General features: G+C 70.3%; 23 protein-coding genes. 12 read left to right on the forward strand and 11 right to left on the reverse strand.

All coding sequences use genetic code 11. The features are described from left to right. Window positions 1-733 precede the first annotated feature (733 nt). From pstB to ACOWU6_RS00020, 4 genes are all read right to left on the reverse strand, one after another. Complete coding sequence (gene pstB / locus ACOWU6_RS00005) at window positions 734-1,513, reverse strand: phosphate ABC transporter ATP-binding protein PstB (protein WP_271173874.1); 780 nt, start codon at window positions 1,511-1,513, stop codon at window positions 734-736. Window positions 1,514-1,548: 35 nt separating this feature from the next. Continuing rightward, the gene (pstA, locus tag ACOWU6_RS00010; RefSeq protein WP_324014224.1) at window positions 1,549-2,631 is read right to left on the reverse strand and encodes a phosphate ABC transporter permease PstA; all 1,083 of its coding nucleotides are present in this window, start codon (window positions 2,629-2,631) and stop codon (window positions 1,549-1,551) included. A gap of 1 nt (window position 2,632) precedes the next feature. Next, a complete protein-coding gene (gene pstC, locus ACOWU6_RS00015) occupies window positions 2,633-3,616 on the reverse strand; it encodes a phosphate ABC transporter permease subunit PstC (RefSeq protein WP_271173872.1) in 984 nt (327 codons plus the stop codon). Window positions 3,617-3,754: 138 nt separating this feature from the next. Further along, window positions 3,755-4,864 carry a phosphate ABC transporter substrate-binding protein PstS gene (locus ACOWU6_RS00020; protein ID WP_421074298.1) on the reverse strand — a complete coding sequence of 370 codons (1,110 nt, stop codon included), beginning with the start codon at window positions 4,862-4,864 and terminating at the stop codon, window positions 3,755-3,757. A gap of 189 nt (window positions 4,865-5,053) precedes the next feature. On the opposite strand from ACOWU6_RS00020, the gene ACOWU6_RS00025 reads away from it, so the two are divergent. Next, on the forward strand, window positions 5,054-5,785 hold the full coding sequence (locus ACOWU6_RS00025) for a hypothetical protein (RefSeq protein ID WP_421074299.1): 732 nt from the start codon (window positions 5,054-5,056) through the stop codon (window positions 5,783-5,785). A gap of 61 nt (window positions 5,786-5,846) precedes the next feature. Here ACOWU6_RS00025 and ACOWU6_RS00030 read toward each other — a convergent pair whose 3' ends face one another. Together ACOWU6_RS00030 and ACOWU6_RS00035 are read right to left on the reverse strand one after the other, a co-directional pair. Then, window positions 5,847-6,689, reverse strand: a complete 843-nt coding sequence (locus ACOWU6_RS00030) for an exodeoxyribonuclease III (protein WP_421074300.1) — start codon at window positions 6,687-6,689, stop codon at window positions 5,847-5,849. Window positions 6,690-6,908: 219 nt separating this feature from the next. Further along, a complete protein-coding gene (locus tag ACOWU6_RS00035) occupies window positions 6,909-8,024 on the reverse strand; it encodes a mannose-1-phosphate guanylyltransferase (RefSeq protein WP_421074301.1) in 1,116 nt (371 codons plus the stop codon). Between the two features lie 198 nt (window positions 8,025-8,222). On the opposite strand from ACOWU6_RS00035, the gene sdhC reads away from it, so the two are divergent. From sdhC to ACOWU6_RS00090, 11 genes are all read left to right on the forward strand, one after another. Then, on the forward strand, window positions 8,223-8,657 hold the full coding sequence (gene sdhC, locus ACOWU6_RS00040; RefSeq protein ID WP_271173867.1) for a succinate dehydrogenase, cytochrome b556 subunit: 435 nt from the start codon (window positions 8,223-8,225) through the stop codon (window positions 8,655-8,657). Continuing rightward, window positions 8,657-9,130 carry a succinate dehydrogenase, hydrophobic membrane anchor protein gene (sdhD, locus tag ACOWU6_RS00045; RefSeq protein WP_271173866.1) on the forward strand — a complete coding sequence of 158 codons (474 nt, stop codon included), beginning with the start codon at window positions 8,657-8,659 and terminating at the stop codon, window positions 9,128-9,130. Before sdhC ends, sdhD begins: the two co-directional genes overlap by 1 nt. A 20-nt stretch (window positions 9,131-9,150) precedes the next feature. Beyond that, entirely contained in the window at window positions 9,151-10,977 is a 1,827-nt protein-coding gene (gene sdhA / locus ACOWU6_RS00050) for a succinate dehydrogenase flavoprotein subunit (RefSeq protein ID WP_271173865.1), read from the forward strand. Further along, a complete protein-coding gene (locus ACOWU6_RS00055) occupies window positions 10,977-11,732 on the forward strand; it encodes a succinate dehydrogenase iron-sulfur subunit (RefSeq protein WP_271173864.1) in 756 nt (251 codons plus the stop codon). The genes sdhA and ACOWU6_RS00055 overlap by 1 nt, the downstream gene beginning before the upstream one ends. 161 nt (window positions 11,733-11,893) lie before the next feature. After that, window positions 11,894-12,997 carry a BMP family lipoprotein gene (locus ACOWU6_RS00060; RefSeq protein ID WP_271173863.1) on the forward strand — a complete coding sequence of 368 codons (1,104 nt, stop codon included), beginning with the start codon at window positions 11,894-11,896 and terminating at the stop codon, window positions 12,995-12,997. A 102-nt stretch (window positions 12,998-13,099) separates the two neighbouring features. Next, on the forward strand, window positions 13,100-14,608 hold the full coding sequence (locus ACOWU6_RS00065; RefSeq protein WP_421074302.1) for an ABC transporter ATP-binding protein: 1,509 nt from the start codon (window positions 13,100-13,102) through the stop codon (window positions 14,606-14,608). Next, entirely contained in the window at window positions 14,605-15,876 is a 1,272-nt protein-coding gene (locus ACOWU6_RS00070; RefSeq protein ID WP_271173861.1) for an ABC transporter permease, read from the forward strand. The genes ACOWU6_RS00065 and ACOWU6_RS00070 overlap by 4 nt, the downstream gene beginning before the upstream one ends. Then, on the forward strand, window positions 15,873-17,150 hold the full coding sequence (locus tag ACOWU6_RS00075) for an ABC transporter permease (protein WP_324014229.1): 1,278 nt from the start codon (window positions 15,873-15,875) through the stop codon (window positions 17,148-17,150). Before ACOWU6_RS00070 ends, ACOWU6_RS00075 begins: the two co-directional genes overlap by 4 nt. 5 nt (window positions 17,151-17,155) lie before the next feature. Next, window positions 17,156-17,551, forward strand: a complete 396-nt coding sequence (locus ACOWU6_RS00080) for a cytidine deaminase (RefSeq protein ID WP_421074303.1) — start codon at window positions 17,156-17,158, stop codon at window positions 17,549-17,551. Next, a complete protein-coding gene (locus ACOWU6_RS00085; RefSeq protein ID WP_324014230.1) occupies window positions 17,548-18,837 on the forward strand; it encodes a thymidine phosphorylase in 1,290 nt (429 codons plus the stop codon). The genes ACOWU6_RS00080 and ACOWU6_RS00085 overlap by 4 nt, the downstream gene beginning before the upstream one ends. Before the next feature lie 67 nt (window positions 18,838-18,904). After that, the gene (locus tag ACOWU6_RS00090) at window positions 18,905-20,020 is read left to right on the forward strand and encodes an adenosine deaminase (protein WP_421074304.1); all 1,116 of its coding nucleotides are present in this window, start codon (window positions 18,905-18,907) and stop codon (window positions 20,018-20,020) included. Between the two features lie 87 nt (window positions 20,021-20,107). On the opposite strand, the gene ACOWU6_RS00095 is transcribed toward ACOWU6_RS00090, so the two are convergent. The 5 genes from ACOWU6_RS00095 to ACOWU6_RS00115 are packed head-to-tail and all read right to left on the reverse strand — an operon-like array spanning window position 20,108 to window position 25,622. Further along, window positions 20,108-21,253 carry a mannitol-1-phosphate 5-dehydrogenase gene (locus ACOWU6_RS00095; RefSeq protein WP_421074305.1) on the reverse strand — a complete coding sequence of 382 codons (1,146 nt, stop codon included), beginning with the start codon at window positions 21,251-21,253 and terminating at the stop codon, window positions 20,108-20,110. Then, window positions 21,253-23,322, reverse strand: a complete 2,070-nt coding sequence (locus tag ACOWU6_RS00100; protein ID WP_324014233.1) for a PTS mannitol transporter subunit IICBA — start codon at window positions 23,320-23,322, stop codon at window positions 21,253-21,255. Before ACOWU6_RS00100 ends, ACOWU6_RS00095 begins: the two co-directional genes overlap by 1 nt. A 29-nt stretch (window positions 23,323-23,351) precedes the next feature. Then, entirely contained in the window at window positions 23,352-25,007 is a 1,656-nt protein-coding gene (gene ptsP, locus ACOWU6_RS00105; RefSeq protein WP_282979677.1) for a phosphoenolpyruvate--protein phosphotransferase, read from the reverse strand. Then, a complete protein-coding gene (locus tag ACOWU6_RS00110) occupies window positions 25,007-25,282 on the reverse strand; it encodes an HPr family phosphocarrier protein (RefSeq protein WP_271173853.1) in 276 nt (91 codons plus the stop codon). The genes ptsP and ACOWU6_RS00110 overlap by 1 nt, the downstream gene beginning before the upstream one ends. Before the next feature lie 16 nt (window positions 25,283-25,298). Next, window positions 25,299-25,622, reverse strand: a complete 324-nt coding sequence (locus ACOWU6_RS00115) for a PTS sugar transporter subunit IIB (RefSeq protein WP_271173852.1) — start codon at window positions 25,620-25,622, stop codon at window positions 25,299-25,301. Window positions 25,623-25,749 lie beyond the last annotated feature (127 nt).

Consider the following 25,749-nt stretch of genomic DNA (forward strand, 5'->3'; position numbering starts at 1 on the left):
ACCCGACCCGAACCCCGCCACGACGACCAGATCACCCCCACCCTCTACGGGCAAGGCCTCGACGCCACCGAAGGCCTCTGGGCCCGCGCCGGGTGGGCAGGACGAGGATGACACACCCGACCCATCCACTCTTTCTGGCCGATAACCCGCCCTCGAGTGACCGGGGCATGAAAAAGGCCGAGCCGCAGAAAACGCCTCTCGGCGGAAGGCCGCTCGCAGCGGCAGAATTTGGAGCCCGGGGTTACTGCGGCCCGGCCATCACAGTCTAACGGGCACCCCCTGTCGGGTATTCCCATGGGGCATTCAGCACGCGGCGACGCTCGGGCGTGCCGGGCTGGCTGGGCCTGCCGGGGCCCTGCTGCGACGTTCCCTGCCCGGCTTGCACCGGCCATCCTGCCGCCGGGGTGTGCGCCGATTCGGATCGGTGGGGCGGATGGCGTCGGCGGGGGCGGACACGCGCGCACCAGCCCCAGGCGTCCGATTCCGCGCACGGGCGGCGGGGCGAGGGCGTCTCCGGATTCGGATCGGTGGGGCGGATGGTGTCTGCTGGGGCGGACACGCGCACACCAGCCCCAGGAGTCCGATTCCGCGCACGGGCCAGCCACACGCTGCCGGCGGGGCCGGCGCGGGCGTGCCGGGCGGTGTGCGCGCACAGCGGCCCGCCGCCGTCCGCCCGCCATGCAGAAGGGCCGGCCCCGCGGAAGCGCGACCGGCCCTTCGGGCGCGGGGCGGTTCAGCCGAAGCGACCCGAGACGTAGTCCTCCGTCGCCTGCACCTGGGGCGTCGTGAAGATCTTCGTGGTGTCGTCGTACTCGATGAGCTTGCCGGGCTTGCCGGTGCCCGCGATGTTGAAGAACGCGGTCTTGTCGCTCACGCGCGACGCCTGCTGCATGTTGTGCGTGACGATGACGACCGTGTAGTCGTTCTTCAGCTCGCTGATGAGCTCCTCGATCGCGAAGGTCGAGATCGGGTCGAGGGCCGAGCAGGGCTCGTCCATGAGGATGATGTCGGGCGAGACCGCGATGGCGCGCGCGATGCACAGACGCTGCTGCTGACCGCCCGAGAGGCCCGACCCGGGCTTGTCGAGGCGGTCCTTGACCTCGTTCCAGAGGTTCGCGCCCGTGAGCGACTTCTCGACGAGGGCGTCCGCGTCGCTCTTCGAGATGCGCTTGTTGTTGAGCTTGACGCCCGCGAGCACGTTCTCGCGGATCGACATCGTGGGGAAGGGGTTCGGGCGCTGGAAGACCATGCCGACCTGGCGGCGGACGAGCACGGGGTCGACACCCGGGCCGTAGAGGTCCTGGCCGTCGACGAGCACCTGGCCCTTGACGGACGCACCCGGGATGACCTCGTGCATGCGGTTGAGCGTGCGGAGGAAGGTGGACTTGCCGCAGCCCGACGGGCCGATGAACGCCGTCACGGTGCGGGGCTGGATGTCGATCGAGACGCCCTCGACGGCGAGGAAGTCGCCGTAGTAGACGTTGAGGTCGTTGACTTCGATGCTCTTGGACACGGGGGTTCCTTCGTTGTGGTCGGAGAAGTCTCGGCTCAGCGGCCCGCGGTCTTCGGGGCGAAGACCTTCGCGATGAGACGCGCGACGAGGTTGAGCAGCATGACGATGAGGATGAGGGTGAGGGCGGCCGCCCACGCGCGCGCGACCGCGGCGTCGGGGCTCGTGCCCTGGTTCATGTACTGGTTGTACGCGAACACCGGCAGCGTCATCATCTGCCCGTCGAACAGGTTGGTGTTGAGGCTGAGCGTGTACCCCGCCGTGAGGAGGAGCGGTGCGGTCTCGCCGATGACGCGCGCGATCGCGAGCATGATCGTCGTCGTGATGCCGGCGATCGACGTGGGGAGGACGACCTTCACGATCGTGAGCCACTTCGGCACGCCGAGCGCGTACGAGGCCTCGCGCAGCTCGTTCGGGACGATGCGGAGGAGCTCCTCGCTTCCGCGGACGACGACCGGGATCATGAGCACCGCGAGGGCGAGTGCGCCCATGAAGCCCATCGAGATGCCCGGGCGGATGAAGAGCGCGAACACCGAGTAGATGAACAGACCGGCGACGATCGACGGGATGCCCGTCATGACGTCGACGAAGAAGGTGATCGCCCGCGCGAGCTTGCCGCGGCCGTACTCGACGAGGTAGATCGACGTCATCAGGCCGATCGGCACCGCGATCAGGGTCGCCATGAGCGTGATGAGGACCGTGCCCCAGATGGCGTGCACGATGCCGCCGCCCTCGCCGACGATGTTGCGCATCGAGTACGAGAAGAACTCGGCGTCGAAGCGCTGGATGCCGTTGACCACGACCGTCCAGAGGAGCGAGACGAGCGGGAGGAGCGCGATCACGAACGCGGTCGACACGAGCGCCGTCATCACCCGGTCGACGGCCTTGCGGCTGCTCTCGGCGATCGACGACGTGACCGCGATGAGCAGGATGTAGAGGATCATGCCGACGATGAGCGCGCCGGCGATGTTGAAGTCGGCCAGCTCGCCGCCGGCGGCGATGATGCCGAAGACGATGGAGGAGGCGACGAAGCAGCCGACGAGAAGGGCCCACGGGGCCCAGCCCGGAAGGCGTCCGGAGGTCAGGCGCGCGCTCTGCGCGGGGGAGGCGATGGCGGCCATGTCAGTTGGCTCCCGAGAACTCGGCGCGGCGCGCGACGATCCAGCGCGCGAACGCGTTGACCGCGAAGGTCACGATGAAGAGGATGAGGCCCGTCGCGATGAGCGTGTTGACGCCCGAGTCGTGCGCCTCCGGGAAGCGGAGGGCGATGTTCGCCGGGATGGGGGTCGGGTTCGTCGAGGTGAGCAGCTCGAAGGTGATGGCGCCGGAGGCCGACAGGACCATCGTCACGGCCATCGTCTCGCCGAGGGCGCGCCCCAGACCGAGCATCGCCGCCGACACCATGCCGCCGCGCGCGAAGGGGAGCACGGCCATCCGCACCATCTCCCAGCGGGTGGCGCCCAGCGCGAGCGCGGCCTCCTCGTGGAGCTTGGGCGTCTGCAGGAACACCTCGCGCGAGATGGCGGTCATGATCGGGATGATCATCACGGCGAGCACGAGGGAGGCCGTGAGGATGGTGCGCCCCGTCGGGGACACCTGGCCCGAGAAGAGCGGGATCCAGCCGAGGTTCTCGTTGAGCCACGCGAAGAGGCCGACGAGCATGGGCGCGAAGACGAGGCCGCCCCACAGACCGAAGACCACGGAGGGCACCGCGGCCAGGAGGTCGATGATGTAGCCGAGGACGGCGGCCAGTCGTCGAGGCGCGTAGTGCGAGATGAAGAGCGCGATGCCGATGGCGATCGGCGCGGCCACGATGAGCGCGATCAGCGACGACCAGACGGTGCCGAAGATCAGAGGCCACACGTAGGACCAGAACGACTGGCCGCGCAGCATGTGGTTGTCGGTGGTGTCCGCCTCGAAGGCGGGGATGCTCTGGACGATCAGGAAGAGCGCGACCGCGGCGAGCACGATGAGGATGATCAGTCCGGCGCCGAGGGCCGTGCCGGAGAAGATCCGGTCTCCGAGCCGCTGCTTCGCCTTGATGGGCTCGCCCGGCGCGGGCGCTGCCGGCGGCGCTTCCTCCGCCGTCTTCTCAGAGATGCTCATGTGCTCCCAGTCCTCGGGTCATCGTGGGGGTCGTCGTCTGCGGGGCTTCGCGACAGTGCCCTCGCATCCTGCCGAGGAATCCTTCCTCGGACAAGGGCGCGAGGGCACCGTCGCTCAGCTGTCCGCCGTGAGGTTGTGTCAGTCGACCTGGATGAGGTCGATGGCCGCAAGCACCTGCTCGCGGAGGCCGTCGGAGATCGGCGCGCTGCCCGCGTTCTCGGCAGCGGCCTCCTGGCCCTCGGCGCTCGCGATGTACTCGAGGTACGCCTTGATCAGAGCGGCCTGCTCCTTGTCCTCGTACTGCTCGCACGCGATGAGGTAGCTCACGAGAGCGATCGGGTACGCGCCGTCGGTGGCGGAAGCCGGGTCGACGTCGAAGACCAGGTCGGCCTCGCCGCGGCCCTCGACCAGCGGCGAGTTCTCGACGAGGAGCGAGGCGGCCTCCGCCGAGTAGGCGACGAACTCGCCGTCGACCTCGACGTGGACCTGGCCGAGGTCGCCGACCTGCGAGGCGTCGGCGAAGCCGATCGTGCCGTTGCCGCCGCTGATCGCCTGGATCACGCCGGACGTGCCCTGTGCGGCCTCGCCGCCCTCGAGCGGCCACTCGTCCGAGGGCTCGTCGGTCCACACGTCCGGAGCGGTCGCCTGGAGGTACGTCGTGAACGTCTCCTGCGTGCCCGAGGGGTCGGAGCGGTGAACGGGCGTGATCGCGAGGTCGGGCAGCTCGACGTCGGGGTTCGTCGCGGCGATCGCGTCGTCGTTCCAGTTCGTGATCTCGCCCTTGAAGATGCCGGCGATCGTCGCGGCGTCGAGGTTGAGCGTGTCGACGCCCTCGAGGTTGAAGGCGACGGCGACCGGCGAGATGTAGAGCGGGACCTCGACGATGTCGTCGGTCATGCAGGCGCCGAAGCCGCCTGCGGCGACCTCGTCGTCGTCGAACGCGCGGTCGGAGCCGATGAAGGCGCTCGCGCCGGAGAGGAAGTTCTCACGACCCGTGCCCGAGCCGGTGGGCTCGTAGTTCACGGTGACGTCGGGGTTGGCGGTCTGGAACGCGGCGACCCAGGCCTCCTGCGCGGCGGTCTGCGACGAGGCGCCCGTCGCGTCGATCGTGCCGCTGAGCGCGCTGTCGCCGCCGGTGCTGCCCTCCGTCTCGGGGGTGGCTCCACCCTCGTTCGCGGCGCAGCCCGCGAGAGTGAGGGCGGCGATGGCGCCCACGGCCGCCAGGCTCGAAAGACGAGTGATCTTCACTGTGAATCCTCATTCGGTTCAGTGTCAGGGACAGCCCCGCCGGGTCGCAGGGCACGTCGTGACGCTAGGAGTGCCCGGTGAAGAGACTGCGGTGCGCAGGTGAACGGACGGTGAACGCGCCTGGACGAATGCCGAGGACGGCCGACGGCCTGACCGGCACGGCCTCTCGCGGAGCTCTACCATGCAGGGATGGCGAAGACACCCGAGCGCGAACGCGCAGCGCACAAGGCCCTCCAGGAAGCCGCGAACGCGGTCTCGACCGCGAAGAAGGCCGCGAAGCGGCTCCCGAAGAAGGCCGCGCAGCGCCTCGAGCCCCTCATCGCCGACGCGGCCGAGATCGCCGGGACCTCGGCCAAGAGCGCATCGAAGGCGCCCAAGCGCACGGCGCGTCGGGCCGAGGAGGCCGCAGCGGCGCTGCGCTCCGCCACCGAGGACGCGGTCCGGAAGGCCGAGGAGAAGGCGGCCGCGGAGAAGCCCGCGCCGAAGAAGAGGGACGCCGCGAAGAAGGACGCGAAGCCCGCGGCGAAGAAGGACGCGGCGAAGAAGGACACCGCGAAGAAGAAGGACACGAAGCCCGCGTCGAAGGACGCCGCGAAGAAGAAGGACGCGAAGCGCGCGGATGGCGCGAAGGGCGACCGCAGGAAGGCGACCGAGAAGGAGAGGCGCGCAGCGGACGCGGCCAAGCGCACGGTCGTGCGACCTCCCGCGATCGCGCCGATCGAGCGGATCGTGGAGGAGATCGCCGCGGCGCCCGCCGCGCCCGCTCCACGGCGTGCGCGCCGTTCCGCCGCACCGGAGCCCGCGTCGGACGAGCTGGCCGGCCTCACGGTCCCGGCCCTGCGGGCTCGTGCTCGGGAGGCGGGCCTCTCGGGCTACTCGCGCCTGACGAAGGCCGCGCTGATCGATCTCCTGCGCCGCTGAGCCACGAGGCTGAGACATGCGGAGGGCGCCTCGGAATCCGAGGCGCCCTCCGCATGAGCGGTCAGAACGCGTAGTCCACGACGACCGGAGCGTGATCCGTCCAGCGCTCGGCGTACGACGCGTGACGATCGACGCGGTACGTGCTGACGCGCTCCGCGAGCGGCGGCGTCGCGAGCTGGTAGTCGATGCGCCATCCGGCGTCGTTGTCGAACGCCTGACCGCGCTGCGACCACCAGGTGTAGGGGCCCGGCACCTCGCCGTGGAAGCGGCGGCCGATGTCGACCCAGCCGAGGCCCGTGCCCGTCGTGCCGTCCGCACAGTCGACGGTCTCGCCCTCGGCGCCGAGCCAGCGGTCGAAGTAGGCGCGCTCGCGCGGCAGGAAGCCCGCCTTCTTGAGGTTGCCCTTCCAGTTCTTGATGTCGAGCTCGCGGTGGCCGACGTTGAGGTCGCCCGTCACGACCGCGAGCGCGCCGTCGGAGGCGAGCTCGGGAAGCCGGAGGTCCATCGCGTCGAGGAATGCCCACTTCTGCTCCTGCTTGGGAGTGTCGGCCTCGCCCGTGAACACGTACGCGCTGACCACCGTGAGCTTGTGACCCTCCACCTCGAAGTCGGCCTCGAGCCAGCGCCCGTTCGACTCGAGCGCGTCGTCGCCCAGGGCGATGCTCGACGCCGTCGGCTCGAGGCGGCTCGCGATCGCGACGCCCGCGCGCCCCTTCTGGAGGGCCTTGTCCTCGAGGATGTGCCATCCGGGCAGCGCCGCGTCGAGGTGCTCGCGCTCGCCGCGCACCTCCTGCAGCGTGAGGATGTCGACGTCGGCAGCATCCAGCCATCCGGCCATCCCCTTGCGGGCGGCTGCGCGGATTCCGTTGACGTTGACTGTGGCGACGCGGATCGTTCGAGACATGATCTCGACCCTACCGAGGGGGTCGGACGTTTCGACTCGCTGGCGCTCGCTCAACGACCGGGGGCGGCTCGCTGCGTTTCGACTCGCTGGCGCTCGCTCAACGACCGGGCGCGGAGCGCTGCGTTTCGACTCGCTGGCGCTCGCTCAACGACCGGGGGCGGCTCGCTGCGCTCGCTGAGTGTCGACTCGCTGGCGCTCGCTCAACGACCGGGGGCGGCTCTAGAGGACGCTGTCGCGGCCGCCCTCATGCAGGCGGCCCACGACGCCCTTGACGCGCTGCGCGTGCTCGTTCGTCGTGACGAGAAGGGCGTCGTCGGTGTCGACGACGATGAGGTTCTCGACGCCGATGACCGCGATGACGCGGTTGGTCTGCGACACGATGAGACCCGTGGACTCGTCGACGATCACCTTGTCGTTCGGCCCGAGCACGCTCATCCGCTCGCCGTCGCCGTCGGAGATGAGGTTCGACAGGCTCGCGAAGTCGCCGACGTCATCCCAGTCGAACTGGCCGGGGACGACGGCGAGGCGCCCCTTCGCGGCCGCGGGCTCCGCGACGGCGTAGTCGATCGCGATCTTCTTGAGGGTCGGCCAGACGCGTGCGACGGTCTCGTCCTTGCGCGCGGGGTCATCCCACGCCTCCGCGATCTCGACGAGGCCCTGGTGCAGCTCGGGCTCGTTGGCCTTGAGCTCGTCGAGGATGACGTCGGCGCGCGAGATGAACATGCCGGCGTTCCAGAGGAACGAGCGGTCGGCGTAGTAGCGACGGGCGGTCTCGAGGTCGGGCTTCTCGACGAACGCGTCGACCATGGCGGCCAGCGGCGCGTCGTCGATGACGAGCTCGCCGCCGGTCTTGATGTACCCGAAGCCCACGGCGGGCTCGGACGGCTGGATGCCGATCGTGCAGATGTAGCCCTCGCGCGCCACGGCGACCGCCTGGCGCACCGTGAACTCGAACACCCGCTGCCGCTTGATGACGTGGTCGGCCGCGAACGAGCCGATGATGACGTCGGGATTGCGGCGGTGCAGGATGGCCGCGGCCAGGCCGATCGCGGCGGCCGACTCGCGCGGGTCGGCTTCCACGAAGACGTTGTGCTCCGGCATGTCGGGGAGCGTGTTCTCGACCTTCGGGCCGTGCGCGCGCCCGGTCACCACGGCGATGTGCTCGCGGTCGGCCAGCGGCAGCAGCCGATCCCATGTCTCCTGGAGCAGCGAGCGGCCGGAACCGGTCAGATCGTGGAGGAACTTGGGCGTCTCCGCGCGGGACAGCGGCCACAGCCTCGAGCCCACCCCGCCTGCGGGGATGACGGCGAAGAAGTCCTTGATCGGTTCTGGCATGAGCACCAGGCTACAAGGCGTCGCCTCGGAACCCCGGGAGGCGCGGAATCACGCGGAGTAAGGGTGCCCTGACCTCTCGACGTCGAGATAGTTAGGCGATCCTCAATGGCCGCTTCGGCGCCCCTGGGAGTAGCCTGAAGGGCGATCGGCGGCAGGTCCACGAGCCGCCTCGCAGGCCCTGAGAGCAGGAGGACGATCTTGTCCGCTACCGCGCGACCGACGCCCCGGGTGTCGGAGACGACGTCGAGAACACCGAGGGGCACCCTGTACCGCGGCCGCGAGGGCATGTGGTCGTGGGTGCTGCACCGCATCACCGGCATCGCCATCTTCTTCTTCCTTCTCGTGCACGTGCTCGACACCGCGCTCATCCGCGTCTCGCCGGAGGCGTACAACGCGGTGATCGGCACGTACCAGCACCCGATCATGGGCATCGGCGAGATCGCGCTCGTCGGCGCGATCGCGTTCCACGCGTTCAACGGGCTGCGCATCATCCTCGTCGACTTCTGGTCGAAGGGCGCGAAGTACCAGCGCCAGCTCTTCTGGGGAGTCCTCGGCGTCTGGGCCGTGGTCATGGCCGGCTTCGTCCCGCGTCAGCTCATGAACGTGTTCGGCGACTTCGGAGGAGGACACTGATGACCGCCGCAGACCTCGCCGCACCCCGCTCCCCGCAGCGGCCCGCCAGCCGCGGTGTCAACCTCGAGAAGTGGGGATGGCTCTACATGCGCGTGTCGGGCGTCCTGCTCGTCGTGCTCATCTTCGGCCACCTGCTCGTGAACCTCGTGCTGCCGGAAGGCGGCGTCCACGCGCTGAACTTCGCGTTCGTCGCGGGCAAGTTCGCGTCGCCGTTCTGGCAGTGGTGGGACGTGCTCATGCTCTGGCTCGCGTTCATCCACGGCGCTAACGGCATGCGCACGATCGTCAACGACTACGTGCAGGGCAAGACCGTGCGCACCGCGCTCGTGTGGGTCATCGGCATCGTCGCCGCGCTCATGATCGTGCTCGGCACGCTCGTGGTGTTCACCTTCGACCCGTGCGCCGGCGTGTTCGGCGCGTTCGAGAACCCCGACAGCGCGCTGTTCGAGGTCTGCCAGGCTGCGGCCAACTGACAGGGATTGACGGAAGAGACGTGACGACACAGCACACCGACGCCGTGCTCAAGGACGGCGTGTACTACCACGAGTTCGACATCGTGATCGTCGGCGCCGGCGGCGCCGGCATGCGCGCGGCCATCGAGGCCGGCCCGGGCGCGAAGACCGCCGTGATCACGAAGCTGTACCCCACGCGCTCCCACACGGGAGCCGCGCAGGGCGGCATGGCCGCAGCCCTCGCGAACGTGGAGGAGGACTCCTGGGAGTGGCACACGTTCGACACGGTGAAGGGCGGCGACTACCTCGTCGACCAGGACGCCGCGGAGATCCTCGCCAAGGAGGCGATCGACGCCGTCATCGACCTCGAGAACATGGGCCTGCCGTTCAACCGCACACCCGACGGCAAGATCGACCAGCGTCGCTTCGGCGGTCACACGGCCGAGCACGGCAAGAACCCCGTGCGCCGCGCGTGCTACGCGGCCGACCGCACGGGCCACATGATCCTGCAGACGCTGTTCCAGAACTGCGTCAAGCTCGGCATCAACTTCTTCAACGAGTTCTACGCGCTCGACCTCATCACCGTGAAGGACGCGGACGGCACGACGAAGATCGCGGGCGTCGTCGCCTACGAGCTCGCCACGGGCGACCTCCACGTCTTCCACTCCAAGGCCGTCATCTTCGCGACGGGCGGCTTCGGCAAGGTCTTCAAGACGACGTCGAACGCGCACACCCTCACGGGCGACGGCGTCGGCATCGTGTGGCGCAAGGGCCTGCCGCTCGAGGACATCGAGTTCTTCCAGTTCCACCCGACCGGCCTCGCCGGCCTCGGCATCCTGCTGACCGAGGGCGCGCGCGGCGAGGGAGCCATCCTCCGGAACGCCTCGGGCGAGCGGTTCATGGAGCGCTACGCGCCGACGATCAAGGACCTCGCCCCGCGCGACATCGTCGCCCGCTGCATGGTCAAGGAGGTCCTCGAGGGCCGCGGCGCCGGACCCAACAAGGACTACGTCTACCTCGACTGCACCCACCTGGGCGCCGAGGTGCTCGAGACGAAGCTGCCCGACATCACGGAGTTCGCGCGCACATACCTCGGCGTCGACCCCGTCGTCGAGCCCGTGCCCGTGATGCCGACCGCGCACTACGCGATGGGCGGCATCCCGACGAACAACGACGCGCAGGTGCTCGCCGACAACACGACCGTCGTCCCCGGCCTGTACGCGGCGGGGGAGTGCGCGTGCGTGTCGGTCCACGGCGCGAACCGACTCGGCACGAACTCGCTGCTCGACATCAACGTCTTCGGCAAGCGAGCGGGCCGCCATGCGGTCGAGTACGTGAAGACCGGCGAGCTCGTCCCGCTGCCCGAGGACCCGGCCAAGGAGGTGCGCGAGCTCGTCGAGCGCATCCGCACCGCCAACGGCACCGAGCGCATCGCCGACATCCGCCGCACGCTGCAGGAGCAGATGGACGCGAACGCGCAGGTGTTCCGCACCGAGGAGACCCTGACGAACGTCATGGGCACCATCCACGACCTGCGCGAGCGCTACAAGAACATCTACGTCGACGACAAGGGCAAGCGGTTCAACACCGACCTGCTCGAGGCGATCGAGCTGGGCTTCCTGCTCGACCTCGCGGAGATCGTGGCCTACGCCGCCCGCAACCGCAAGGAGAGCCGCGGCGGCCACATGCGCGAGGACTACCCCGACCGCGACGACGAGAACTTCATGAAGCACACGATGGCCTATCTGACCGGCGACCCGCACTCGCCGGACCCGGAGGACCACATCAAGCTCGACTGGAAGCCCGTCGTGTTCACCAAGAACGAGAAGGGCGAGTTCAACTACCCGCCGATGGAGAGGAAGTACTGATGTCGACCGTCGCAGAGGCGCCCGCCGCCGAGACCGCCATCCAGTCGTACCTCGTCACGTTCATCGTCCGGCGCTTCGACCCGGAGACCGACAGCGAGCCCCGCTGGGTCGACTACGACGTCGAGATGTACCCGACCGATCGCGTGCTCGACGCGCTGCACAAGATCAAGTGGGAGGTCGACGGCTCGCTGACCTTCCGCCGCTCGTGCGCGCACGGCATCTGCGGGTCGGACGCCATGCGGATCAACGGGCGCAACCGTCTCGCCTGCAAGACGCTCATCAAGGACCTCGACATCTCGAAGCCGATCTACGTCGAGGCGATCAAGGGCCTGCCGCTCGAGAAGGACCTCGTCGTCGACATGGACCCGTTCTTCGCGGCGTACCGTGACGTCCAGCCGTTCCTGCAGGCGAACAGCGCGCCCGCCAAGGGCAAGGAGCGCGTGCAGTCGATCGCCGATCGCGAGCGCTTCGACGACACCACGAAGTGCATCCTCTGCGCGGCGTGCACCTCGTCGTGCCCCGTGTTCTGGACCGACGGGCAGTACTTCGGCCCCGCCGCCATCGTGAACGCGCACCGCTTCATCTTCGACTCGCGCGACGACGAGGCGCAGGTGCGTCTCGACATCCTCAACGACAAGGAGGGCGTGTGGCGCTGCCGCACGACCTTCAACTGCACCGAGGCGTGCCCGCGCGGCATCGAGGTCACGAAGGCCATCGCCGAGGTCAAGCAGGCCATCCTCAAGGGCGGCCGCTGACCTTCGCCCGCGACGGGGCCCGGGAGTTCCCGGGCCCCGTCGTCGTGTTTGTAACTATCGCGTTGCGGTCGCCCGGATCGTCGTTTCGCACGGTGTGAGCGAACTAGCGTGAGCATATTGGCCCCGGGTCGGTTCGGGGCCCGCACACTCTGGAGGACAGTGTGAAGACCACCAAGAAGGCTGCGCTCAGCGGTCTCGCGCTCACCGCTTCGGCGGTGCTGCTCGCCGGATGCGGGTCGGCGCCGGAGGAGACCACGGGCGGAACCGAGGTCGACAGCGACTTCCACCCCTGCCTCATCTCCGATGAGGGCGGCTGGAACGACCGCTCGTTCAACCAGTCCGCCAAGGAGGGCATGGACCGCGCGATCGAGGAGCTCGGCATCGAGGGCACCGAGATGGAGTCCACGAACGCGAACGACTACGCGCCGAACCTCGAGACGCTCGTCTCGGAGGGCTGCTCGCTCATCATCTCGGTCGGGTTCAACCTCTCGGCGGCGACGGTCGAGTCGGCGCTGGCGAACCCCGACGTCGACTACGCGATCATCGACGACTGGGCCGACAACGACTTCGACGGCGAGACGGACGCGCCGAACATCAAGCCGCTCGTGTTCGACACGGCGCAGGCCGCGTACCTCGGCGGCTACGCCGCCGCAGCCTGGTCGGCGCAGTCGGGCGTGAACAAGGTCGGCACCTTCGGCGGCGCGCAGATCCCCTCGGTCGCGGTCTTCATGGACGGCTACCAGCTCGGCGTCGAGAAGTACAACGAGGACAAGGGCGCGAACGTCGAGGTCGTCGGCTGGGACGTGGAGTCGCAGACGGGTTCGTTCACGGGCGGGTTCGAGGCGAACGATGTCGCACGCCAGACCGCGCAGGGCATCCTCGACCAGGGCGTGGACGTCATCCTCCCGGTCGGCGGCCCGATCTACACGAGCGCGGCGGCAGCCATCCAGGACAGCGGTGACGACGTCCTCATGATCGGCGTCGACAGCGACCTCGCGGTCAAGGAGCCGGACCTCGCCGACCTCGTCTACGTGTCGATCCAGAAGGCGATCGACCAGGCCGTGTTCGACGCCACGACGACCGCGGCGACCGGCGAGTTCGACGTCGAGCCCTACGTCGGCACGCTCGAGAACGAGGGCGTGACCCTGTCGAGCTTCCACGACTTCGAGTCGCAGCTCCCCGAGGGCCTCACCGACGAGCTGGCAGCTCTGCAGGAGCAGATCATCGCCGGCGACATCGTCGTCGAGTCGCCCAACTCGCCGTAAGGCGCATCGCTCGCATCGGGGCGGCCGGGCCCGTACCGGCCGCCCCGACGCGCGCTCAACCCACTTCTGTCCACGACCATCCGCGCACGGTAGGGTGCCCACATGAAGCTCGAGCTCCGCGGAATCACGAAGCGATTCGGCAGCCTCGTCGCCAACGACCACATCGACCTGACCGTCGAGCCGGGCGAGATCCACGCCCTCCTCGGAGAGAACGGCGCCGGCAAGTCGACGCTCATGAACGTCCTGTACGGCCTCTACCAGGCCGACGAGGGGGAGATCCTCCTCGACGACGTGCCGCAGCGGTTCCGCGGGCCCGGCGACGCGATGGCGGCGGGCATCGGCATGGTGCATCAGCACTTCATGCTCATCCCGGTGTTCACCGTCGCGGAGAACGTCGCGCTGGGGCATGAGAAGGTGCGCCGCAGCGGCGCCCTCGACCTCGACGCCGCGCGCGCGGAGGTCCGTGCGGTCGCGGACCGCTTCGGATTCCACGTCGACCCCGATGCGATCGTCGAGGACCTGCCCGTGGGCGTCCAGCAGCGGGTCGAGATCATCAAGGCGCTCGCGCGCGACGCGCGCGTGCTCGTGTTCGACGAGCCCACTGCCGTGCTCACGCCGCAGGAGACCGACGAGCTCATGGCGATGATGCGGCAGCTGCGCGACGAGGGCGTCGGCATCGTGTTCATCACGCACAAGCTGCGCGAGGTGCGCGAGGTCGCCGACCGGATCACGGTCATCCGGCGCGGCAAGGTCGTGGGGGAGGCGTCGCCCACGTCGACCAACGCCGAGCTCGCCTCGCTCATGGTCGGTCGCGCTGTCGAGCTGACGGTGCACAAGGAGCCCGCTCGACCGCGGCCGGGAGGTCTCGTCGTCGAGGGGCTGCGCGTGCTCACGCCCGAGGGCGTCGTGCTCGTCGACGACGTGAGCTTCACGGTGCAGCCGGGGGAGATCCTCGCGATCGCGGGCGTGCAGGGCAACGGACAGACCGAGCTGACCGAGGCGATCATGGGCCTCGAGACCCGGGTGACCGGCTCCATCGCGCTCGACGGTCAGGAGCTCGTCGGAGCCTCCGTGCGCGGCATCCTCGACGCGGGCGTCGGATTCGTTCCCGAGGACCGGAAGATCGACGGCCTCGTGGGCGGCATGTCGATCGCGGAGAACCTCGTGCTCGACCGCTCCGACGCACCCGAGTTCGTCACGGCGGGCACGCTGCGGCGGGGGGCGCTCGACGACTTCGCCCGCGAGCGCATCGAGGAGTTCGACATCCGCGCGCAGGGTCCGCTGACTCCGGCGGGCACGCTGTCGGGCGGAAACCAGCAGAAGGTCGTCGTGGCGCGCGAGATGAGCCGTGACCTCAAGGTGCTGCTCGCAGCCCAGCCCACGCGCGGCGTCGACGTCGGCTCGATCGAGTTCATCCACAGCCGGATCGTCGCCGCGCGCGACGCCGGGGTGGCCGTCATCGTCGTGTCGACCGAGCTCGACGAGGTCGTCGCGCTCGCCGACCGGATCGCGGTGATGTACCGAGGCAGGATCGTCGGCATCGTGCCGAGCGACACCCCACGCGACGTGCTCGGCCTCATGATGGCCGGTGCGCAGGAGGCAGCGGCATGAGCGAGACCACCCCGGCCCCGCAGGCGCCGCAGCCCCACACGGCGACCCCCGAGGTGCCCCGCGGCAACGCCGTGCTGCGCGACATCCTCCGCGGCAGCGTCGTCACGTCGATCCTCGCCCTCCTCGTCGCGATGGTGGTGGGCGGCATCCTCATCGCGCTCACGAACGAGGACGTCCGGACGGCGTCCGGCTACTTCTTCGCCCGGCCCGCCGACACCTTCCGCGCCATCTGGGACGCCGTCTACGGCGGATACGAGGCCCTCTTCCGCGGCGCGATCTACAACTCCCGCGCGGACGACTTCCTCACGGCCATCCGCCCGCTCACGAACACGCTCGGCAATGCGGCTCCGCTCATCGCGGCCGGTCTCGGCGTCGCGCTGGCCTTCCGGGTCGGGATGTTCAACATCGGCGCGCAGGGCCAGATCCTCTTCGGCGCCGCCTTCTCGGCGCTCATGACCTTCCGGCTCGACCTCCCCCTCGCACTCCAGCTGCCGCTCACCCTCATCGCGGGCCTCGTCGGCGGCGCGATCTGGGCCGGGATCGCGGGCATCCTGAAGGCGCGCACGGGCGCACACGAGGTCATCCTCACGATCATGCTGAACTACATCGCGGTCTACCTCGTGGACTGGATGGTCAGCACCGCCGGCGTGCTGCAGAAGCCGGGGTCGAACCAGCCGATCTCGGCGGCCACGCCCTCGGGTGCGCTCTTCCCCGATCTCTTCGGACCCGCGTACCCGAACCTCGACGTCGGGTTCCTGCTCGTCATCGCCGCGACGGTGTTCGTGTGGTGGCTCATCGAGCGCTCGAGCCTCGGGCTCCGCATGCGCGCGGTGGGGGAGAACCCCCACGCCGCGCGCGCAGCGGGCATCTCGGTGCAGCGGATCTACGTGTACGCGATGCTCTTCGCGGGAGGTCTCGCGGGTCTCGCGGCCATGAACCAGATCCAGGGCGCCGTCACGAGCGGCTTCGACAGCCACATCGACGCCGGCTTCGGCTTCGATGCGATCACGGTCGCGCTCCTCGGCCGCAGCCGCGCGTGGGGCACGTTCGTCGCCGGTCTGCTCTTCGGCGCGCTGAAGGCCGGCAGCTACACGATGCAGGCGTCCGAGGGGATCCCGGTCGACATCGTGCTCGTCGTGCAGGCGCTCGTCGTCCTCTTCGTCGCGGCGCCGCCGCTCATCCGCACGATGTTCTTCCTGCCGAAGGACGAATCCGAGAAGAGCGCCAGGGCACGAGCCAAGGCGGCGCGGAAGGCGGTCGCACGATGACGAACACGACAGCCCCCGCCTCCGTCGAGGCGCCCACGGTCGTCCGCGTCCGGCGCCCGAAGCTCGCGATCACGCTCGGCGTGCTCACCGTGCTGCTCGCGGCCCTGTTCATCCTCGCCGCGCGCGACGGCTGGACGACGTTCCGGCTGAGCGGCGCAGACGCCCTCATCCCGCTGGGCGAGGTGAGCATCCCGACGGCTCCGTTCGTGTGGGGGACGCTCGCGCTCCTCGTCGCGCTCACGGTGTGGGCGGTGGCCGACACGCTGGCGTATCGACGGAGCCCGCTGTGGCTCTCAATCGCCTACGGCGTCCTCGCTCTCTTCGGCTTCCTCACCTGGGCCGGCGCCGACGGGCTCGTGCCGGTCATCAGCCTGCTCTCCGGTGCGCTGTCGATCTCGGTGCCGATCGTCTTCGGCGCGCTCGGCGGCGTGATCGGCGAGCGCGTCGGCGTCGTCAACGTCGCGATCGAGGGCCAGCTCCTGTTCGGGGCGTTCAGCGCTGCGCTCCTGTCGAGCATCACGGGAAATCCGTTCGTCGGGCTCCTCGGCGCCATGATCGGCGGCGTGCTCGTCTCGCTCGTGCTCGCCGTCTTCGCGATCAAGTACCTCGTCGAGCAGGTCATCGTCGGCGTCGTGCTGAACGTGCTCGTGACCGGCCTCACGGGCTTCCTCTTCGGCATCCTGCTCGTGCCGAACGAGCTCGAGCTCAACCGCCCTGCGACGTTCGACCGCCTGCCCATCCCGGGCCTCGTCGAGATCCCGCTGCTGGGGCCGGTGCTCTTCAACCAGTCGTTCCTCGTGTACTTCATGTACTTCGCGGTCGCCGCGGTCGCCTGGGGTCTGTACCGCACGCGGTGGGGACTCCGCGTCCGCGCCGTCGGCGAGCACCCGCAGGCGGCGGACACCGTGGGCATCAGGGTCAACCCGATGCGCTTCTGGAACGTGAACCTCGCCGGCGCGATCGCCGGTGCGGGCGGCGCGTACTTCACGCTCGTCTCCGTCCCGCAGTTCAACGAGGAGATGACGGGCGGCCTCGGCTTCATCGCACTCGCCGCGGTCATCTTCGGACGCTGGGACCCGATCCGCGCGACGCTCGCGGCCCTGCTGTTCGGATTCGCCACCAACCTGCAGAACCTGCTCTCGGTGCTGGGCACGCCCATCCCGAGCCAGTTCATGCTCATGCTCCCGTACGTCGTGACGATCCTCGCGGTCGCCGGGTTCGTGGGGCAGTCGCGCGGCCCCGCCGCCGCCGGCAAGCCGTACATCAAGGGCTAGGAGAGATGACAGACATCAACTGGGACGAGCTGCGTGCCGTCGCGACCGACGCCATGACCAGGGCGTACGTGCCCTACTCGAAGTTCCCCGTGGGGGCGGCCGCCCTCGTGACGGATGGCCGGATCGTCGCGGGGTGCAACACCGAGAACGCGTCGTACGGCGTCGGACTGTGCGCCGAGTGCGGCCTCATCTCGAATCTCGCGATGACCGGCGGCGGGCAGCTCGTCGCGTTCGTGTGCGTGGATCGCGAGGGCCGCACCCTCATGCCGTGCGGGCGCTGCCGGCAGCTGCTGTTCGAGCACGCCCTGCCGGGCATGCTGCTCGAGACCGTGTCGGGCATCCGCAGCATCGAAGAGGTGCTGCCCGACGCGTTCGGACCCCGAGACCTGGAGGAGCGATGAGCCCCGAGCCGTTCGACGCGGTCGACGTCATCCGCGCCAAGCGCGACGGCGGCGCGGTCCCCGAGGACGCGCTGCGCTGGATGGTCGACGCCTACACGCGCGGGTACGTCTCCGACGCGCAGATGTCGGCGTTCACGATGGCCGTGCTGCTGAACGGCATGGAGCGGGACGAGATCCGCGTCATGACGGACGCGATGATCGCGTCGGGGGAGCGGATGTCGTTCGCGTCGCTCGACAAGCCGACTGCCGACAAGCACTCCACGGGCGGCGTGGGCGACAAGATCACGCTGCCCCTCGCCCCGCTCGTGGCGGCCTTCGGCGTCGCCGTGCCGCAGCTCTCCGGGCGGGGGCTCGGCCACACGGGCGGCACGCTCGACAAGCTCGAGTCGATTCCCGGCTGGCGCGCCGCCCTCTCGAACGAGGAGATGCTCGCCCAGCTCGCCGACGTCGGCGCCGTGATCTGCGCCGCGGGCACCGGTCTCGCCCCCGCCGACAAGAAGCTCTACGCGCTGCGCGATGTCACCGGCACGGTCGAGGCCATCCCGCTCATCGCGTCGAGCATCATGTCGAAGAAGATCGCGGAGGGCACCGACTCGCTCGTGCTCGACGTGAAGTTCGGCACGGGCGCCTTCATGAAGGACCCCGCGCGCGCACGCGAGCTCGCCGAGACGATGGTCGCGCTCGGCACGGACTCCGGCGTGAAGACCACGGCGCTCCTCACCGACATGAACACCCCGCTCGGGCTTGCGATCGGCAATGCGAACGAGGTGCGCGAGTCGGTCGAGGTGCTCGCGGGCGGCGGCCCCGCCGACGTCGTCGAGCTCACCGTCGCGCTCGCCCGTGAGATGCTCGCGCTCGCCGGACAGCCCGACGCCGACGTCGAGGCGGCGCTCGCGGACGGCCGCGCGATGGACACCTGGCGCCGCATGATCCGCGCGCAGGACGGCGACCCCGATGCGCCCCTGCCCGTCGCGCGCGAGACGCACACCGTGACGGCGAGCCGCTCCGGCGTCGTCACCCGGATGGACGCATACGACTTCGGGATCGCCGCGTGGCGGCTCGGAGCAGGGCGCGCTCGGGCCGAGGACGCGGTCGTCCACGCGGCCGGCATCGACCTGCTCGTGAAGCCGGGCGACGCGGTCGCCGAGGGGCAGGCGCTCTTCACGCTCTCGGCGGATGACGGCGCGCGCTTCGACAGGGCGCTGGACGCTCTCGACGGCGCGTACGAGATCGGGGATACTGCTCCCGAGACCGCGCCCCTCGTGCGCGAGCGCATCACCGCCTGACCGACCGACGACATCCGGACCGCGGCCATCCCGCATCCGTCCGCACCGCACGACCCTGGAGGCCGACATGGCGAAGGACAAGACCGCTGAGCCCCGCGTGCAGGGCGTCGCGCTGCGCAGCCTGCCCAAGGTCTCGCTGCACGACCACCTCGACGGCGGCCTGCGGCCGGAGACCATCCTCGAGCTCGCGGAGGGGACGGATGTCGCGCTGCCGGCGTCGGACGCCGCGTCGCTCCAGGAGTGGTTCGCCGAGCGCGCGGACTCCGGCTCGCTGGTCGAGTACCTGAAGACCTTCGAGATCACCGTGGGCGTCATGCAGACGCGCGAGGCGCTCACCCGCGTCGCGCGCGAGTTCGTCGAGGACCTCGCGGCCGACGGCGTCGTGTACGGCGAGGTGCGCTGGGCGCCCGAGCAGCACCTCGACGGGGGCCTGACGCTCGAGGAGGCCGTCGAGGCCGTGCAGGACGGCATCGAGCAGGGCGAGGACATCGTCGAGGACAGCGGGCGGAGCATCCGCGTGGGCCAGATCCTCTCCGCGATGCGCCAGGGCGACCGCGTGCAGGAGGTCGCCGAGCTCGCTGTCGCGTTCCGCCAGGACGGGGTCGTGGCGTTCGACATCGCCGGTCCTGAGGACGGCTTCCCGCCATCGCAGCACCGTGAGGCGTTCGACTACCTCGCCGGCGAGTTCTTCCCGGTCACCGTGCACGCGGGCGAGGCCGCCGGGGTCGCGTCGATCCGGTCGGCGCTCCTCGACGGACGCGCGCTGCGCCTGGGGCACGGCGTCGCGATCGCCCGGGACCTCGAGGTCGTCTCGCGCGAGGGCGAGGAGGTGCTCGTGCAGTTCGGCGACCTGGCGCGCTGGGTGCGGGATCGGGAGATCCCGCTGGAGCTGTCGCCCTCGTCGAACCTGCAGACGGGCGCCGTGGCTCACTGGGGGAGCCAGATCGAGGACCATCCGTTCGACCTGCTCTACCAGCTCGGCTTCTGCGTCACGGTGAACACCGACAACCGCCTCATGAGCCGCACGTCGCTCACGCGCGAGCTGGCCATCCTGCAGGCGGCCTTCGGCTACGACCTCGACGACATCGAGCAGTTCCAGCTCAACGCCGCGGCCGCGTCGTTCCTGCCGGTCGAGCAGCGCGAGGAGCTCATCGACCTCATCTCCGAGGGCTTCGCGCGGTAGGCGCCGCCCCCCGGGGCATGTCTCACTCGCCGCGGGATAGCCGACGGCAATCCCGCGGCGAGTGAGACATGCTGAGCAGGGCGGGGCCTATGCGGCCTGGTGCTCCGCGACGGCCGAGCGGATGGCCGGGAACAGCGGATGGCCGGGCTCGAGTCCCGTGACCTGCTGGGTGAACGCGTCGGCGTCGAGCTCGCCGAGGAGCGCCTGCAGCTGCACGGCCTGCTCGTCGCCCTCGTCGGAGAACGCGAGGGCCGCCGAGATCGCCGCGACGAGGGCGCTCGTCGACAGGCCGCGCTCGGCGGCCTCGGCGGCGGGGCCCACGAAGCGCTCGTGGCGCGACAGCTTGCGCAGCGGCTGTCGTCCGACGCGCTGGACGGTGTCGGGCAGCGCCGGATTGCGGAACCGCTCGAGGATCGTCGCGCGGTAGGTCGCGAGCTCGTCGGCGGGGAACCCGTGCTTCGCGGCGAGCAGCGCCGACGTCTCCTCGAGAGCCGCCTCGACCGACGCGGCGACGGCCGAGTCGGCCAGCGCCTCGGCGATCCGCTCGAAGCCGGCGCGGGCGCCGTGGTACGCGGTCGCCGCGTGCCCCGTGTTCACCGTGAAGAGCTTCCGCTCGATGTACGGCGCGAGGTCGTCGACGAAGTGCGCACCGGGGATGCTCGGCAGGTCGCCGTCGAACGGGCCGCGCTCGATCGCCCACTCGAAGAACGGCTCGACCGTGACGTCGATGCCGCCGTCGGCCGGCTGGCCGGGGACGATCCGGTCGACGGCCGTGTTCGCGAACACGACGCGACCCTCGAGGGCGTCCCACGTGCCACCCGCCAGCTCGACGATCTCCGCGCGGAGCTGATCGGTCGCTCCGATCGCGTTCTCGCAGGCCATGACCTGCAGCGGGGGAGCGTCGGGGTCGCGCAGCGCGATCCCGGCGAGGATGTGCGGAGCGATGAACCTCAGGATCGTCGGCCCGACGGCGGTCGTGACGACGTTCGCCGTCGCGACCTCGTCGGCCACCGCCTGCGGGTCCTCTGCGCTGTTCACCGCGCGGAACCCCGTGACCTCGCGGTCGACGCCGCCCGCGCCGAGCTCGTGGACCGTGTACGCGTCGGCGGCAGCCAGCGCGTCGACGAGGGGAGCGGCGACGTCGGAGAAGACGACCTCGTACCCTCCCTCGTGCAGCAGCAGGCCGACGAAGCCGCGGCCGATGTTCCCTGCGCCGAAGTGGACGGCCTTCATCAGTCCTCCTGGTTGACGCTCTGGAAGAGCTCGAAGAGCTCCTCGGGGGTCGCCGCGGCCTTGAGGCGCGCGATCTGCGACTCGTCGCTGAACAGCTCGGCGACGTTCGACAGGATCTTCAGATGCTCGTCGCCCTTGCCGGCGATGCCGACGACGAACGTCACCGCGTCGCCGTCCCAGTCCACCCCGCCGTCATAGCGGACGACCGAGAGCGCCGACCCGAGGATGGCGTCCTTCGCCTCGTTCGTGCCGTGCGGGATGGCCAGCTCGTTGCCCATGAAGGTCGACACGGTCTGCTCTCGGGCCAGCATCGCGTCGAAGTACGCGCCCGTGACGGCGCCTGCGCTCGCGAGGATGTCGGCGGCCTCCTGGAGCGCCTCCTCCCGCGTCGCGGAGCCGGCGTGGATGCGGACGCTGCCGCGCGTGAGGACCGCGTCGTCGGCGGGGCGCGACGTGCCGCTGCCGATCGGGCCGGTCGTCGTGGGCACGGCACGCGCCTCGCGACGCGTCGTGGGCGCGGCAGGCGCGTCGGCCTCCGCGGGGGCCGCCCCGCCCGATGCCTGCTCGCGCAGGAGCTCCACGACCTCGTCGTAGCGCGGCGAGTTCATGAAGTTGTCCACGGAGACGTGCACAGCGCTCTGCTCCCGCTGGCGGGCGCGGTCGGTCAGCTGCGCCTGCGTGATCACGAGGTCCGCCGTGCCGTCGAGCGACGCGATGGCCTTGTTCGTGACCGTGACGCCCTCGATGCCCGCCTGCTTGATCTTGTTGCGCAGGACGCTCGCTCCCATCGCCGACGACCCCATGCCGGCGTCGCACGCGAAGATGACCTTCTCGATCGGCCGGGTCGCGACGGCCGTGCCGCCGGCGAGGCCGCCCAGCACGCTGGACTTCCGGCCCTTGTTCGCCTCTGTGCGCGCGACGGCGTCGGCGAATCCGTCTGCGCCCGCCGCTTCGGCGGCGAGGTCGCGCTTGCGGCTTGCGCGCAGGATGACCGCGGCGATGAGGAACGTGACGGCCGCCGACAGCACGACCGCGAGGATGACCCCGAGGTAGCTGTCGCGCGCGGTCTGGATGAGGACGGCGATGATCGAGCCCGGCGCCGCAGGGGCCACGAGGCCCGAGCGGAAGAGCACGTTGGTCGCCACACCCGTCATGCCGCCGCCGATCACCGCGAGGATGAGGGCCGGCTTCATGAGCACGTACGGGAAGTACACCTCGTGGATGCCGCCGAAGAAGTGGATGATCGCTGCACCGGGAGCGGAGGCGCGAGCCGCGCCGACGCCGAAGAAGGTGAAGGCGAGGAGCAGGCCGAGGCCCACGCCCGGGTTCGCCTCGAGGAGGAAGAGGATCGACTTGCCGTCCTCCGTCGCCTGCGCGAGGCCGAGCGGCGTGAGCACGCCGTGGTTGATCGCGTTGTTGAGGAAGAACACCTTCGCCGGCTCGATGAGGATGCTCGTGAGCGGCAGCAGGTTGTTGTCGACGAGCCATCCCACGGCCCCGCCGAGGATGTTCATGAGGAAGTTCACGACCGGCGCGAGCACGTAGAACGCGAAGATCGCCGCGACGAAGCCGAAGATGCCGGCCGAGAACATGTTGACGAGCATCTCGAAGCCGGCCTTGACGCGGCCCTCCCAGAGCGCGTCGAGCTTCTTCATGATCCACGCGGCGAGCGGGCCCATGATCATCGCGCCGATGAACATGTGGATCGTCGGGATGGGGCTCTCGCCCGCGGGGAGGTCCGCGTTCTGCAGGCCGATGAGCCAGTCCGAGCCGGCGATCGCGCCGAAGGTCGCGATCGACGCGACGACCGCACCGCGCGTGTCGTAGATCATCCGACCGCCCTGCGCGGCGATGAGGATCGGCAGGAGGTAGTGGATCATCGGCCCGACGATCGAGTTGAGCGCCTCGTTGGGCGTCCACCCGACCTCGATGAAGAACGCGGTGAAGAGGCCCCATGCGATGAGCGCGGGGATGTTGGGCATGATCATGCCGGAGAGGAAGGTGCCGACCTTCTGCACTCCGACGCGAAGCGATCCGGGCGTCTTCGCCGCGGTGCGGGTGTCACTCATGGGTATCGGGCTTTCTGCTGTGGGGGATCTCAGGAGGAGACGGCGGCTCGGGCGGCGTCGCGCGCCGCCTCCGCGCTGCTCGCCGAGAGCGCGGCCTGCGCGATGCGCTGCGCGTCCTCGAGGGTGTGCTTCAGGAGCTCGGCGCGCACGTCGACGAGTGCGGGAGGAGACATCGACAGCGTCGTGGCGCCCAGGCCGACGAGGACGACCGCGAGGAGCGGGTCGGCCGCGGCCTGACCGCAGATGCCGACCGGCTTGCCGTGCTTCGCGCCGGCCCGGCCGATCTCGGCGATGAGGCGCAGCACGGCGGGGTGCCACGGGTCCTGGTACGACGACACCGTGCCGAGCATGCGGTCGGCCGCCATCGTGTACTGCACGAGGTCGTTCGTGCCCACCGAGCCGAAGTCGGTGACCTCGTACACCGCGTCCGCGAGGAGCGCGACCGACGGCACCTCGACCATGACGCCGGCCGTCTTGATGCCGTGCTCGCGCGCGATGCGCGTGAAGTACTCGGCCTCCTCGACCGTCGCCACCATGGGCGCCATGACCCAGAGATCGGCGTCGGTCGCCGCGTCGGCGTTCGCGAGCGCCGTGAGCTGGTCGCGGAGGACCTCCTCGTGGTGGCGCAGCGCGCGCAGACCGCGTCGGCCGAGCGCGGGGTTCTCCTCGCCCTCGTCGGTGAGGAACTTCAGCGGCTTGTCCGCACCCGCGTCGAGCGCGCGCACCACGACCTTCCTGCCGGGGAAGGCCTCGAGCAGCTTCGTGTACGACGCCGTCTGCGATTCGACGCTGGGCGCCTCGTCGGAGCTGAGGAACAGGAACTCGGTGCGGAAGAGCCCCACGCCCTCGGCGCCCAGCGCGACGGCCTCCGCCGCGCCATCCGGGTTGCCGAGGTTCGCGAGCAGCGGCACGGCCGTGCCGTCCGCGAGCGCACCGGGGGTGATCGGCGCGCTCGCCGCGGCGCGCCGCGCCTCCGCGCGCTCGGCCGCCGCCGCGCGCTGCTCGTCGGTCGGGTCGATCGTGACGACGCCGGCCGCCGCGTCGACGATCGCGACGGCGCCGTCGACGAGCGCATCGCTCTCGCCGGTCCCGACGATCGCCACGATGCCCTTGTCGCCCGCGAGGATCGCCGTGTGCGACGTCGGGCCGCCCTCCGTGGTCACGACCGCGAGGACCTTCTCGAGGTCGAGCAGGGCCGTGTCGGCCGGGGCGAGGTCGGGCGCGACGAGGACGAACGGATGGCCGGGGTCGGGCACGCCGGGAGCGGAGACACCGCGCAGGTGCGCGATGACGCGCTGCGCGACGTCGGCGAGGTCGGCGGCGCGCTCGCCGAGGTAGCCGCCCATCGCCTGGAGGGTCTCGGCGAACTCCGCGAAGGCCGCGTGCACGGCCCACTCGCCCGTGCTGCCCGCGTCGATGCGCGCGTGGACGCCCTCCTCGAGGGTCGGGTCCTCGGCCATCATGGCCTGGGCCTCGAGCACGTCGCGGGCCGCGCCGCCGGCGCGCTCGCCGCGGGCGTTGAGCTCCGCGGCGACGGCCGCGACCGCCGCGGCGACCGCGGCCTTCTCCTCGTCGGGGCTCTTCGCGCTCTTCTCGTCGCGCGGCGGCTCGAGGCGCGATGCCATGCGGGCGATCGGCCCCTGCGCGACGCCCTGGCCGATCCCGACGCCGCGGAGCTCGAGCATCACTCGGCGTCCGTGTCGGTCTCGAGCTGAGCCGTGAGCTGGTCGAGCACGGCCTCGGCGCCGTCGCCCTCGACCGTGAGGGTGACCTCGTCGCCCGTGTTGGCCCCGAGCGAGATGACACCGAGGATGCTCGCGGCGTTGACGGGCTTGCCGTCGCCCTTCGCGATCGTGACGGCGAGCCCCGAGTTCTTGGCGGCCTCGGCGAACAGCTTGGCGGGGCGCGCGTGCAGTCCGTGCGACGATGCGATCTTCACGGTGCGGGTGACAGCGGACATGGGTGCTCCTTGCGGTTCATTCGGATGCGGGCGCATCCGGGGCGGCGGCGGCCCGCACGAGCGCGAGCACGCGCGTGCCGTCGGTGTCGGTGAAGACGTCGTCCGGCAGCGGCACGACGGCGACCCCGCGCGGCGACGCCGCCCCGCGGATCGCGTCGAGCGATGTCGTGAGGTGCGGCCCCACGAGCACGATGTCCGCCGCGTCGAGATCGACCGGCAGCGACACCTGCGTGCCCGCGAAGGCCGACCAGGAGAGCCCGGCGGCGCGCGCAGCGCGGTTCACGCGATGCGCGACGAACGTGCTCGATGCCCCTGCACCGCACACAACCAGGATCCTCATCGACGCCTCCTGATCCTCATCCTCCCGAGGCGCGCTCGGCAGGACAACCACTCTTTCTTCCGCCCGGGCGGAAAGCGCGGGCGGCCCCACACGCCGCAGCGCGCCCGGGGCGTGCGCCCGCGCCCAG

Origin of the sequence: Microbacterium sp. SA156 (assembly GCF_049065455.1) — a bacterium.
In the GTDB taxonomy this organism is placed as follows: Bacteria; Actinomycetota; Actinomycetes; order Actinomycetales; family Microbacteriaceae; genus Microbacterium; species Microbacterium barkeri.

Bases quoted from the DNA above. Each gene is read 5' to 3' on its own strand.
- pstA (WP_324014224.1), bottom strand. From the start codon at position 2,631: ATGGCCGCCATCGCCTCCCCCGCGCAGAGCGCGCGCCTGACCTCCGGA.
- pstC (WP_271173872.1), bottom strand. From the start codon at position 3,616: ATGAGCATCTCTGAGAAGACGGCGGAGGAAGCGCCGCCGGCAGCGCCC.
- ACOWU6_RS00025 (WP_421074299.1), top strand. From the start codon at position 5,054: ATGGCGAAGACACCCGAGCGCGAACGCGCAGCGCACAAGGCCCTCCAG.
- ACOWU6_RS00030 (WP_421074300.1), bottom strand. From the start codon at position 6,689: ATGTCTCGAACGATCCGCGTCGCCACAGTCAACGTCAACGGAATCCGC.
- ACOWU6_RS00035 (WP_421074301.1), bottom strand. From the start codon at position 8,024: ATGCCAGAACCGATCAAGGACTTCTTCGCCGTCATCCCCGCAGGCGGG.
- sdhD (WP_271173866.1), top strand. From the start codon at position 8,657: ATGACCGCCGCAGACCTCGCCGCACCCCGCTCCCCGCAGCGGCCCGCC.
- ACOWU6_RS00055 (WP_271173864.1), top strand. From the start codon at position 10,977: ATGTCGACCGTCGCAGAGGCGCCCGCCGCCGAGACCGCCATCCAGTCG.
- ACOWU6_RS00065 (WP_421074302.1), top strand. From the start codon at position 13,100: ATGAAGCTCGAGCTCCGCGGAATCACGAAGCGATTCGGCAGCCTCGTC.
- ACOWU6_RS00070 (WP_271173861.1), top strand. From the start codon at position 14,605: ATGAGCGAGACCACCCCGGCCCCGCAGGCGCCGCAGCCCCACACGGCG.
- ACOWU6_RS00075 (WP_324014229.1), top strand. From the start codon at position 15,873: ATGACGAACACGACAGCCCCCGCCTCCGTCGAGGCGCCCACGGTCGTC.
- ACOWU6_RS00080 (WP_421074303.1), top strand. From the start codon at position 17,156: ATGACAGACATCAACTGGGACGAGCTGCGTGCCGTCGCGACCGACGCC.
- ACOWU6_RS00085 (WP_324014230.1), top strand. From the start codon at position 17,548: ATGAGCCCCGAGCCGTTCGACGCGGTCGACGTCATCCGCGCCAAGCGC.
- ACOWU6_RS00090 (WP_421074304.1), top strand. From the start codon at position 18,905: ATGGCGAAGGACAAGACCGCTGAGCCCCGCGTGCAGGGCGTCGCGCTG.
- ACOWU6_RS00095 (WP_421074305.1), bottom strand. From the start codon at position 21,253: ATGAAGGCCGTCCACTTCGGCGCAGGGAACATCGGCCGCGGCTTCGTC.
- ACOWU6_RS00100 (WP_324014233.1), bottom strand. From the start codon at position 23,322: ATGAGTGACACCCGCACCGCGGCGAAGACGCCCGGATCGCTTCGCGTC.
- ptsP (WP_282979677.1), bottom strand. From the start codon at position 25,007: ATGCTCGAGCTCCGCGGCGTCGGGATCGGCCAGGGCGTCGCGCAGGGG.
- ACOWU6_RS00110 (WP_271173853.1), bottom strand. From the start codon at position 25,282: ATGTCCGCTGTCACCCGCACCGTGAAGATCGCATCGTCGCACGGACTG.
- ACOWU6_RS00115 (WP_271173852.1), bottom strand. From the start codon at position 25,622: ATGAGGATCCTGGTTGTGTGCGGTGCAGGGGCATCGAGCACGTTCGTC.